Below are 12,461 nucleotides of genomic sequence, written 5' to 3' on the forward strand. Positions count from 1 at the left end.
TTTAGCAAATAACTTTGCTTATCTAAATTCATTGAATGTGCCATGAAAGCTACCACCCACTATGCCTATTACATTTGCACTCTGATCCTTCTAGCCATGTGGATCCCGGTGAGCCTTGATAAGATCTTGCACTTTGAACTTTTTAAAAGTGCAATGATTCAACAGCCTTTTAATGATCGATTGGGCGCCATGTTAGCTTATATGCTTCCCTTCTTAGAAGTTATTACAGCTCTATTTTTCCTCTTTAAAAAATACAGGATAGTTGGGTTCTATCTCTCTGGTCTACTGATGATAATATTTACTACTTATGTCGCAGTTGCATTATTAGGAAAACCTGAAAATTTACCTTGTGGATGTGGATTAGTATTTCAACATCTGAGTTGGGAAGTTCATCTGGTTCTAAACTGCATTTTTCTATTGATCAGTTTAATTGGATTGCAACTTGAAAAGCGTATCTCACGAAAGAATACCCGAGATCTGCATTCCGCAAAAAATATTTCAAATGATATCAATCTTCCGAAAAAGAATCTAGGATTCTAATTCCGAGGCAGGCCAGCCAAAAGGTCTATAAAAATTAATCTTAAAATTTAAGTGAGTTAAGAACTCAATCACTGATCGTTCAATTAAATTTAAAAAAAAAAATGAAAAATCTAATTTATGTTAAAAAGCATTTTATTACTGTATTTGCAATTATGCTTTCTCTAGGTTATGGTACCTTTAGTTTCGCTAAAGCTAAATTTTCACTCAATTGGCATCTTATTTCATCTCAAGGTGCCACACCAGCAGATGACGTTGTTGGTGCCATCACCATGGATCCTTCGCAAAGCAATACCTGTTTTACTCCAACAAACCCTGTTCGCTGCGCCATCCAATTCAACAATCAGAACAATGAGGATTTGGAGGAAAAGACAGTAGAAGAAGCTAAGCTCCTGCCAGGGGTCACAGAGACTTCAAGGACCTATAAACCATAAGCTTATTTAAAAATGCATAAACGTAACCAGAAAGTTAGTTCAATAGTTTTGATTGAATTCTTTCTGGTTATGTTTTTGTCTTATTACCTATTGAATTGAGTAACTGAAGATTTCTCAATAACATTGTTGGGAATTAGAAACGTAAACCTTTTGTCCTTACCTGACATGTTATACTCCTTCCCGGCTAGGGTTCTTTGCAATGAAATATCCCTGTTGTCAATAAAGTTAAGCCGCCGAAGGTCACTCCATCTTAATCCTCGATTGATTAATTCTTTCCTACGTTCATTTAACACAACTTCCAAAGCAACGCTTTGCTCCAGCTCACCTAACGGAACAAATAAACCTTCCTGCGTTCTATTTTTCAAAAGTTCATTTAATTTTTCGATACCAGCTTGAATCCTGTTGGTCCTAATTTCACATTCAGCAACAATCAGATATAGTTCATCCGTAGCAATACCAGTGAAAAAATTGAGGTTTCCAACATAGGAACCTTTATAGGAATGGCCGTCAAGTTTTGATTGAAAGAAATATTTTTTTCGGAGATCATTTTCCTTATACTCACCGAACAAGGATCCATTAACGCGGTATTTATCCTCATAGAACATTAGTCCAGTGTAGGAACAGTCGTAAAAGATAATTTCTACGTTACCGTTTCCATGCATGGGAAAGCTGTAGTTTTCGTTCGCAGGTATTAGCGTATTAAAGTTGATCAGGTCATCCTTAAAAGCAAGAGCTTCTTTGCCAAACGACAAGGCTGAGGAATATTCGCCTGTGAAAAGATTCAAACGTGCTAAAAGACCAAGTACAGCTATTTTATTAGGACGATAGATGTTCTCCGATGTTATAGTAAGTAGATCTTTGGCTTCCAAGAGATCCTTTTCGATCTGATGATAGGTCGCCTCGACACTGCTTCGCTGTGAAACCCATGATGGATCGGGAGTTAGGGGGATTGGAATACCAAAGTCGGCATGATCTGCGTCACCAAATGGTGCTGCAAAAAGTTGGGATAGCATAAAAAAGGCATTTGCCCGGTGAAATAACGCTTCACCTTTTATCTTATCATATTCTTCCGAATTGATTTCATTTCGTTGGATCTTTTTCATTCCCTCCAAAATAATATTGCAATAGAGAACACGTTGAAAGGGATAGTTCCAATCTGTGGACTCCCGACCGTAAAAGTCATCAGCTTCCCATAAATAGGCAGCTTGTTCTTCAGGTCTTGTTATCAGATCATAGGAGTTCTGAGAAAGATGAAACTCCTCGCCTGATACGCTTCCTATCAGGTGACCTGAGCTATGGCATAATATCGAATTGTTTGCTAGCAAAAGATCAAAATCATCTAGTGTTGTTGGGACTTCCATCGCTTGATCCATTTTAACGTCGAGAAACGATGAATCACAACCCTGCAAAGTGATCAGGCATAGCAGTAATATTTTTAAAGTTTTCATAATCTTACCATTCAAATTGTAAACCCAATGTATATGTTCGTTGACGGGGATAGGTCGACCTGACAGATCCAGGATTTATGCCCTTATTATTAGCTCGCCAAAGAATTCCTACATTTTGCACTTGAAGAATACCATTCATTTCAAATTTGGTATGGCGAGCTGACTTAAATCGATAACTGAGATTTAGACTCGAAAGTCTCAAAAAATCACCTTTTTCAATTAGTACTTCAGACCCTGTAAAGAGTGCATCGCGAGAGCTATTCCTAGTTTTAGGAAATGACGGAATTTGTGTTATCAGCTCGTCTCCTGCTTGCTTCCACCTATTTTCATAATCGACGTGAGTTGTTGCACTGCTCAACAGTCTAGTATAGTCTATGCTACTTCGTCGGAAATTGAAACCATTCTTCCATTCCAGCAGAGCGCTCAATGTCAATCTTTTGAATCGAAACGAATTTCGTACCGAGCCTTGATAGGGTGGAAATGCAAGTCCTGTCTGCAGAAGATCCTCAAACTTAGCGTTTCGATAATACCCAGAGTAATCCATGTCTCCTGCAGGGGTGATAAGCTGGCCACTGGATGGGTCTAAACCATTATATTTCCAAGAAAATAGCGCATCCTTAGAGAATCCTTCCTTGGGTAAAGTGCCACTGATGTAATTCGAGCCAACTGCCGATTTGCTTGCCTTATAATTTAGTATACGGTTGAAAGTATAACTCCATAATAAATCTACTGTCCAAGAAAAATCGTCCTTATTTAGTGCATTAAAAGACAGCGAAAGATCTATACCCTTTGAGTTCAAATCCGCATAATTTATCCGATTATCAATTAGATAGCTCCCGTCCTGTGATATAATTCCCGAAGTGGGATCCAAAAAGTCAGGACCTATCAGATCTTTACCATTCTTATTGTAAAAATCCAAGCTCCCCCTCAAACGATTGGAAAACATGGCAAAATCTAAACCTAAATTAAAGGTTGTGAGTTTCTCCCACCGCAGGGAAGGATTGCCTGCACTGGTCAGGATTCCATAGGGCAAGCCACTGATAAAATCGAAATTTTCTAGCCTCATGGTTGGTAAACTACTGATCGTATTATTGATATTTCCACTCACTCCATAGCTTCCTCTAAGCCTTAACAGACCAATGCTATTATCCGCCAGATGAAAATAAGGCAACAAATTCTCCGAAAGGCCAATTGACCATAATGGAACTCTGCGCTGATTGGTTTTCACGCCGAAAAGATTCGAGGCATCCCATCGAAGACTGGCACTTAAAATATGATTCTGTTTAAACTGATATACTCCATTGATATAATGAGATATAAACCGATTGGTCCTCTGGCTTTCTACAAATCCTCCAGTCGGAATAAAACCAGCACCTGTAGGTCTCAAGGGATACATCGAATTGAAATTTAGAATATCGATGTGTGTGAGATTGTTTTCATCGTATGCATAAAAACGGTAACCTGCTTCGTTGATGTATCGTTGATGGTTGATTTCAGATCCACCGAGCAATTGCATTTTATGTTCAGTTCCAAAAGTTTGGTTATAGTTGAACTGAATACGGGCGTTCTGAAATTCATCCTTCTGCATATTGCCTTCCTTAATACCTCCATGCGGAATAATCCGCGTACCGTCAGCTTGCGTATACATATTGACTAGGTTTCGTACAAAATAACTTTCTTCTTTGAAGAAATTCCGACGGTTTCCCAATTGGTTTTGATATCTATATTTCAGGGTGAGTTCTAGTCCTTTAAGTATCCGATATTCCAATCCAAATCCTAACTGAACATTATGGCTTACCTGTTCTAAATTTCGGAGATCCCGATCTGTAATCGGATTAAAAGACCAATTCAAGAGGCCAATTTCCTCTGCTCGATTGATGTAACTATGGTTATATTGATAATTTAGTCCTTTTGGTGTGCCATCTTCATTGAAAAACACTGTGTAAGTAGATGCTGGGCTTCCACTACTAGTGAGTCGATCAATCCCATAGCCATTATTATTTGATTTTAATAACCCAAGTTGGATGTCCGAATACACTGAAAATGCAGGAGTAATTTCGTACCGATCGAATAGTGTTAGTGTTGTACGTTGAGATTCATTTCCTATTATTGTTGCATAATTCTTTTCCCATCCGAAGGAAGAACGGTAATTATGACGTTCTGTTTTTCCTGACAGAGAAAGAAATCCACGATAGGATTGTTCAGGTTGATAGAGGTATCGTAAGGCATCCTCCCGGATGTCACTGTTTCTCATCTTTGATTCTGACAGGTCGAATTCAGATTGACTAATTTCACCTTTATCTCTTTTTGACATTAGGGATACATAATCAGGAATGAATGTTCTATCATTAAACGAATAATTGCCCAGACCATATAAATACTCTTCCAACTCCATTGTGGTAGAAGCATTTAATCTACTTGGATCATAATACAGATCTGGTTTTTCACCAATGATCCAATTGGTATTCAGGTTAATTTTAAACCCTTCATTTCGTGCCCCACGCTTGCTGGTTAGCACGATTACGCCATTTCCAGCTTTCGCTCCCCAAATTGCTGATGCTGAAGCATCCTTTAAGATCGTAACCGATTCGATATCGGAAGGGTTAATGGAATTAAGATCGCCATCATAAGGAAAATCATCGAGTATAATTAAGGGTTGCGTGGCACTATTGATTGATCCCAGACCGCGCATCCTCAATGATGGACTATATGTTTTCTCCCCCATATCAAGTCGCCTATCAAATTGTAATCCACTGGTGATACCTTCGAGCCTATCAATGATATTGCTACCGCTCGAAAGATTCAGTAATTCATTGTTAAGGTGAACGATCGAACCTGTACTGTTAAGTTGCTCTTGTACTGCATAGCCCGTATTAATAACCACCTCTTCAATCTGGTTTGTCAGTGAATCCATGACGATATCCCCTAAATTCAGCGTATTTCCTATACTTCTGGAAAAACTCCTAAACCCCTGCCTTGAAAACCGAATTTGTTGGACCCCATCTTTTGAAAGAAAGAACTTTCCTGATGCATCAGTTCCGGTTCTAATACCCGATGGCATTAACTCCAATGAGACAAAACCGATTCCCTCTCCCATTTTGTTGACTACTCTTCCTTCAAGCGATTCTTGAGCTAATATCCTTCCACTTTGGAACAATAAGATCAAGCACACAATTTTGTATATATTTTTCATGTTCCTTTAACTTAATTTTGGGAAATAGTGGTGATTCTCAGATAGGGTAATTTGAAATGGTGAAATTCAGTAGTCATTCCGTAGGAATTCAGAAAACGCTCAACCTCCTCGAACGATAGGGATTTTCTCTCGAAAAGGTCTCGTGGAAATTCAAATCTAAATCCATCAAAGTTTGCAAATTCCGATTGATCAGTGATCCCGTGGAAATCCATTTTACGGTCGCTTACCTTACCCAATAAATAAGACACTACTAAATTGAATTTCTCCCTAGCAGAAGGATGCGATGGATATTGAATAAAGGCTGCTCTATTTTTAGAGGAAAGAGGTCTTTGAAACAGAATTTTTAAACTGTCTTCACTAACGATTGCTTTCATTACTGGAATCTTTTTGGGGGCTGTATCTTCAATCTTCAGAATAATATCGAATTGTTGAAGTACAAACGACTTCAAGCTAGCTCTGAGCAGATCACCTATTTCCTTTTCACTATAACTTTTCGGCAGCCTGAAATCCAAGGTCAGCAGCTCCTTCTCGTTCCATTGTAAGACTTTAAGATCTTTTTGGTAGTCTGCATCAGAGGCGAAATTTGGCCTCGACGATAAGAAGTGTCCAAGTTGCGTAGAATCTACATCAATCTTAAGACCGCCAGAAAAAAGTTCAAGGTGAGGAGAAATTTTGCTATGAAAACTATCGTATAGGATGTTTTCAAGCGGTAGATTGACCATCGTGATAAATACGCTATCCTTTGTGTCCGTGCGTCTGATCATCTCAGAGGCAAATCCAGGTACATATCCCCCAATAGTTAAGAACTCATCCTTATATTTCAATGTTGTATGGACTTCTTTATTTCGAAACAGCGACAAATTATAATCCAGATACCTAACATCCAATTGATGGATCATTTGTGCACTTTTACCATTAATGGTTTTATTGATATTTTCGATGGTCGCATAATTGGCTGCTGGCATGGCTACGACTTTTCCATCTTTTATCCAAACCATATGTGGTAACGCTGAATGCGGAAAGTACGATCCCAAAATAGAATCACTAAGGATGGATTCATGACGCCATCCGAATCGTTCTATGATAGGTTTGATCTCCTCGATATCCTGATAGGCAACGGGAATAACCTTCACCTTTGAGCTATCTAAACTATCTTGTATCTCATCAAGATGTTTCAGGGATCCCAAACATGGCATACACCAGGAAGCCCAAAAGTCCAAGATGATAAGTTTTTCCTTATATGATGAAAAAGTAACGGTTGAATTCTTCCCTGACTTTAAATCAATGGTGTTATGGGCCTGAGCAAAGAATTCCTCTGGTATATCGTCACCTAAGTATAGCGAATGTTCAGATGGTCTTGGGAATGGCTCTTTTATCTGTCCATAGCCGAATGAAATAAATTGAATTGAAGTGAATAAGAATATGATCCTCAGATAGTACCTAGTTATTCGACTACTCGGTGTATAAGATTTTAGGTTTAGCTTTAGATAAACTAAGCTTTTAATTGGCGATTTGTTTTTAAATAGTGTATTCATAATTATTGGTTTATATTTTTTTGGGTAAATTTTTACTTCTTCATTTGAGAGGGTAATTCCTTTTACACCTACTAATTTGTATTTTAGATAAGTGAATCTTTAAAACCCAAGGGCACAGAAGTTATCTAAACTGCGCCCTATATGGATGACCAAACAACTTATGAAACAAGATTTTAAGTATTTGACTGGTTTAAAGACTATTTCTACCTCAAAAACATGGGGAATCAACAGTACAGTTCTCTCCTTCCCCAATAAAAATTCTTCATTTTTTAGGTATTATCTACTGGTTAAAATTAATAGAACCGACCTCCACTCCTAATTAGGGGTAATGATGACTACAATCGTTTTGCGGAATTGGAAAAGAATAGTTAGATTTATTGGGTCAGAATAAAATAAAAACTACCGAACCATTTATTTCCGCATAATCATACGTGTCAGGTTATTGAAGGTCGGTTAGGAAAAGAGGTAGAAAAGAGTTTAACCCGGTGATAATTTTATATCGCATGGATATTTAATCTCCAGCACATTGTGGTTTGATGTTTTTTTTAGACACGTCTGTGACCACTTATCTTCCTTTTCCTAAATTCTATTTTATTCGGGACTGCAGAAAATGTTCTTTGTTTGTTGTTTACGGGAAAATCGCTGACGTCGATCATGGATCGGGTCTGGGTGTTTTTTTGGTGTGGTTTTAAATCGTATCATAATGTTTATATGGTTTATGAAACGATGTTTACTCAGAAAGCTTGGAAGTAAAAGTTTACCGAAGGCAAATAAAAAATGCCAGTAGACGAACCTCTCTCAGCTTGACCACATTTCGACGCCGCCAGCGCCGCTCACAACCAAAAGTCGTAAGAACCACCAAGTTCAAGAGGACGCCATACTGGACTTATATATTGTAAATATATGAGAAATCCAGTTAATAGGCGAACTCAAGGCTTAACTCGCTGGTGATTCTGGCGGAATGTGGGCGAGCAAAACATCTTATAAGCGACTTATAATTAGTCTACTTAATCTGTTCGCTTTTTAATACAAATCAAATATAACAAAAAATATTTTTAAAACCAACATGTTGGTTTAAATAATAATAATAATAATGTCAGAATACATAATTGAAATTCTTGAAAAAGACATGTCGCAACTTGATTTTTTGCTTATTGACCATGTAAAGTCTCTTCGGGAGAAGAAAAATTGGACACAGCAGTTTTTGAGTAAGAAAATGGGAGTCGCTGTCAGTTTTGTTGGAAATGTAGAGAACCTCACAGAGCGCCATAAATATTCAATTAGGCATTTAGCACTAATTGCAAAGGCATTTAATTATACGTCTGTTTCTAAGTTATTCGATTTTCCAACACCAACTCATGACAAGGTTACTTTAATAATCGAAGTTACTAAAACGATTGAATCTGGAGTTAGGAAATCGAGAACCGTTAAATCTGAACTAAAAAAAATAATTCTTTCTGATCCCATACCTAAAAATGAATAGCCAAGGGATAATTAATAAATTAACGGTTGGACCCTTTTTCTGCTTACTCTTTACGATTGTTTTTATTAAGTTATATATTAGAAAGCTGTATGGGCTTCAGTATAATGACTCAATAAAGATCTAGGACTGGACCAATACAGAGATATCGGAAAGATTATTTGAAATGGACAGTCCTGAAAGACGTCAAGACATTACTGAAATTGCTAAACTGATTAGATCTGATCTCTATTTTTCGAAAACAGTAAATGTAGATGTTAAAGATTGTGGTCCGAACATATGCGAATTTGGTTTGAACTACTTAACTCAATAAATGTAAATATTAAACTACTCCGTGAAGTTTTTGCATAGTATAATTTATATTATAATAAGTCAGAAGAATTTGCAAAAACAACACATTTAGCAAGAAAACATAAAAAGGGATTGTAGATACAGGTTAATGCTATACCTCAAACAAGACCAAATAAGAGAAGTTGTTTTTAAGACCTATTATGCCTCATATATTAGACAAAATCATTCAAATACTTACTTTTGAAAGTCAACCCATTTCTGCAAATAAAATTTTTGAAGTACTAATTTCATAAAACATTACTCGACCAAATAATTCACAAAACTATATTTGACCAAATAAGAAGAGCAATACGAGCGGATAAATGCAACCATATAGAAATAGTAAAGACAGGTCCAAAACAGGTAAGCCAACCTACTATCCTCTAAAAAACGAACTTTAAGACTTCAAAACACTGTTTTTTCTAAAGTTCGATTTCTCCTTGGGGTTTCGGTGTCTTTTCTTCTATCTCTTTTGTATGATTTTTCGCAATAAGAGAAAGAAAGTCTACTATAACTGTCGCTTCATCATAGTCGACTTCAATGCTATTTTTTGCTAATATCGTAATCGCCCGACTAACTGAAACCTTTTTGTGGTTAAAATTCATATTCATTGCTTTTTTGCAGGTCGGCTTGTCGAAACAGGAAAGTCTACCGCCACAAATTCGCAGATATCATGTTAAATCTAAAAATGCCGTTAGAAGACGTTAGAAAAATGCTTGGACATAGATCAATAATCACAAAACAAAGATATTGTAAGGTTAGTATTAGGCGACTTCAGAAGAATTTCGACAAACATATTCGACCAGTTTTAAATTTGAATTCAACAATGAAGATCCTTTCACCAAATCAACAAACTACAAACACCCAAGGCTTTAACTCTAATGTTGTTCCTTTTTGCATATTTTGCTCAACAGGAACATTGAATTTTTGTTATTCTATAGTAAAATAAAATATCAAAAAGAAGCAAAAAAGAATTCTGTTATGGGAGATATACATGGGTCGTATCACGCATTAATCCAGTGTTTGGAGCGCTCCAACTTTAATCATAAGAATGAAACTTTAATTCAATTAGGTGATGTGGCCGATGGAAATCTAGGCGTATTTGAATGCGTTGAAGTGCTATTGAAAATAAAAAATCTAATTACTATAAAAGTAAATCATGACGTTTGGTTAAGTCAGTTTTTTTTACAGTTTACCAACCAGTTTCATGGAATCATGGTGGTTTGTCCAAACTTGAATCTTACTTGGAACAATGTCAATCCAAAAGGAAAATAATTAAAAGCGGAAAAGGATTTAAGACGTCTTAAAATGTAGGTGATTTTCCTGAAAGCCATAAGATCTTTTTAAAAAACAGAGATTACATTATGTGGAACACAACAGCCCCAAGGATTGCATATGAAATAACCAACTTAGATACAGGAGCAAGTCTTAATGGTAAGCTAACTATTATGGATATCCATTCAAATGAATATTGGCAATCAGAAGTAATTAATCATTCCCTAAATTAAAGGTATAATTTTATTAGGCAAATATTAAGAATATTGATCCTTATGGGACAAAAAATTTAAAATATAGACAATATTTAATTTTAAAAATTCAAATTGCCAAGATTAGGTCTAGCTATTTATTATCCGGAAATAATTCAATTTTCAGTTCTGTCAATTTTGGATGAACTTTCAATGGTGAAATAAATGATTCTGCAAAATGGGTAAAAGAAATCATGGTGTCTTTGTATGCTTGATGGAGATGTTCTTCATTCCTATATTGCTTTTTTTTCATAGTCATTTTATAATGATACCGGACAATTAGATCATCCAAAGAAATCCTCCTACCTTTAAGTTGGGTATGTAAAAGGATTATAGTGTCAATATTTATTATTGTAATAGGCCTTACATTTTCTATCATAAAACCATTCTCTTTCAATTTCTTAAGTTCTTCATGAAACCAAAAGTTTATTATCTTATTCAATCCAGTAGTGTCATAACACCTATCATGAACAATAATAATGGGATTAATAATCAACCTATTTTCCTTATAGTTTGTATCAAATTTAAAATCCTTACTTAACGATCTAACGATATTTTTAGCCAACTGAGTAACTCCTTTGTGTAATCTTTTCCTAAGTTCAGGCTCATACGAATTGAAATCATAAGATCCTTTGATAGTCTTATTTATTAAAATATCTTTTGATTCAAAAAGATATAAATATTTGCCATTTCTTACATAATAATCTGGCTCCGCATCAATTCCTGAAATATTTTTTATTTGACTACCACTAAGAGAAATATAAGAAGAATAAATGTCATCAAGTATTGAATACAAAAGATGCCTTTCCGAAAAATTATCACAATAAAAACTCCTAAAATTAGGAAGATTTGGTTTTCCAACTATTGCATTCTTACTATTAATCTCTGACAATTTAAAAAAAACACCTTTAAATAAAGTTTCAGCTACAAATAAATCTGATATTATTAAGTAATGCCCCATCTCAAATTTATATAAAGGAGCAGCTCTCAACTTAATAAAATCATAATCACTAACTGATTCCAAATCTCTTATTGTTAATTTGTCAAGAAAATTACAGTTTGCCTCATAATTATCGTTTTGCTCAATAAAAAGTTCAGTGTGAGCCTTCTGAGATTTCGAAATTATGGGAATTATCAAGGCAAGATGACCTTTAATGTAATCTCTCCAATCATCAAAACCATAATTACTACAAAAATCTCGCAAGAGATTTCTGCATATTTCATCGCCATTCGCTAAAAATTCTAACAAATAAATTGACCTAATGATTTGAGTCGAGACGACATTTTTTAAAGAAAAATTTACTAATTCAAAATATGGAAATGATTGAGAAAATAACATTGCCGCTAATTCAATGTCTTTGTATTCTTCTTTAAATTTACCTGCTTTGGTTTCTAATATTGAATTTTCTTGATTCTGAACCAGGATTGCCAAAAATACATTTCTTTCAAACTCTTCTTTACTAACTTCCTTTTCTTCACCATCCAACTCTATGGATAACTCACATAATCGATATAAAGTTAATGCAGAAAGAATTCTTATAAACTGATACTGCTTATTTAACTCTCGAAATTTTGTATAAATGTGTTTGCTAAACTCAAGATTCCCATCCGAGAAAAACATTTGTAAAATCTCTCCAAAATGTAGTCCCTCACGTTGTTTAGTAATAAGAAATACAAATGACTTAATTAAGTCACTTTTGTTTAATCCATGTAAATAATCGGTAACATGATTAGGTGTATCATCAAAAATATGATTGTATTCAAGAGTTAATGCAATGGTAACAGTACTCGCCATATATTAAAATTATTTTCTATTAAATTACAAATTAGTTTATTAAAAAAGTTCAGATATTCCCATTATGATGCAAAGAAAATCTAGGATATTTTGTTTGAAAATCCAATAACCTAAAACTCTCTCAAAATTAATACTTCCATAACTAATGAAATATTATTACTTTGAACGTTATTAACTTCATTT

9 protein-coding genes are annotated in these 12,461 nt (G+C 35.3%); 4 read left to right on the top strand and 5 right to left on the bottom strand.

The features are described 5' to 3' along the window. Nucleotides 1-42 precede the first annotated feature (42 nt). Both ACK2WI_RS03885 and ACK2WI_RS03890 read left to right on the top strand, forming a co-directional pair. Entirely contained in the window at nt 43-540 is a 498-nt protein-coding gene (locus ACK2WI_RS03885) for a MauE/DoxX family redox-associated membrane protein (protein WP_409149842.1), read from the top strand. A 101-nt stretch (nt 541-641) separates the two neighbouring features. Then, a complete protein-coding gene (locus ACK2WI_RS03890) occupies nt 642-971 on the top strand; it encodes a hypothetical protein (protein ID WP_409149843.1) in 330 nt (109 codons plus the stop codon). An 83-nt stretch (nt 972-1,054) separates the two neighbouring features. Here the strand turns inward: ACK2WI_RS03890 and ACK2WI_RS03895 are convergent, their stop codons facing one another. The 3 genes from ACK2WI_RS03895 to ACK2WI_RS03905 are packed head-to-tail and all read right to left on the bottom strand — an operon-like array spanning nt 1,055 to nt 7,147. Then, nucleotides 1,055-2,419, bottom strand: a complete 1,365-nt coding sequence (locus ACK2WI_RS03895; RefSeq protein ID WP_409149844.1) for a RagB/SusD family nutrient uptake outer membrane protein — start codon at nt 2,417-2,419, stop codon at nt 1,055-1,057. A gap of 4 nt (nt 2,420-2,423) precedes the next feature. Beyond that, on the bottom strand, nt 2,424-5,612 hold the full coding sequence (locus tag ACK2WI_RS03900; protein WP_409149845.1) for a SusC/RagA family TonB-linked outer membrane protein: 3,189 nt from the start codon (nt 5,610-5,612) through the stop codon (nt 2,424-2,426). Nucleotides 5,613-5,623: 11 nt separating this feature from the next. Beyond that, a complete protein-coding gene (locus ACK2WI_RS03905; RefSeq protein ID WP_409149846.1) occupies nt 5,624-7,147 on the bottom strand; it encodes a TlpA family protein disulfide reductase in 1,524 nt (507 codons plus the stop codon). A 1,093-nt stretch (nt 7,148-8,240) separates the two neighbouring features. Between ACK2WI_RS03905 and ACK2WI_RS03910 the strand changes: the two genes are divergently transcribed. Beyond that, on the top strand, nt 8,241-8,630 hold the full coding sequence (locus ACK2WI_RS03910) for a helix-turn-helix domain-containing protein (RefSeq protein WP_409149847.1): 390 nt from the start codon (nt 8,241-8,243) through the stop codon (nt 8,628-8,630). A gap of 749 nt (nt 8,631-9,379) precedes the next feature. On the opposite strand, the gene ACK2WI_RS03915 is transcribed toward ACK2WI_RS03910, so the two are convergent. Continuing rightward, nucleotides 9,380-9,562, bottom strand: coding sequence for a hypothetical protein (locus tag ACK2WI_RS03915; RefSeq protein WP_409149848.1), 183 nt, complete (start codon nt 9,560-9,562; stop codon nt 9,380-9,382). A gap of 376 nt (nt 9,563-9,938) precedes the next feature. On the opposite strand from ACK2WI_RS03915, the gene ACK2WI_RS03920 reads away from it, so the two are divergent. Further along, nucleotides 9,939-10,232, top strand: coding sequence for a metallophosphoesterase (locus ACK2WI_RS03920; RefSeq protein ID WP_409149849.1), 294 nt, complete (start codon nt 9,939-9,941; stop codon nt 10,230-10,232). A 345-nt stretch (nt 10,233-10,577) separates the two neighbouring features. Here the strand turns inward: ACK2WI_RS03920 and ACK2WI_RS03925 are convergent, their stop codons facing one another. After that, nucleotides 10,578-12,278, bottom strand: coding sequence for a hypothetical protein (locus ACK2WI_RS03925; protein ID WP_409149850.1), 1,701 nt, complete (start codon nt 12,276-12,278; stop codon nt 10,578-10,580). Nucleotides 12,279-12,461 lie beyond the last annotated feature (183 nt).

The sequence above is a fragment of the Sphingobacterium sp. BS-2 genome (assembly GCF_046161205.1).
Taxonomy (GTDB): Bacteria; Bacteroidota; Bacteroidia; order Sphingobacteriales; family Sphingobacteriaceae; genus Sphingobacterium; species Sphingobacterium mizutaii.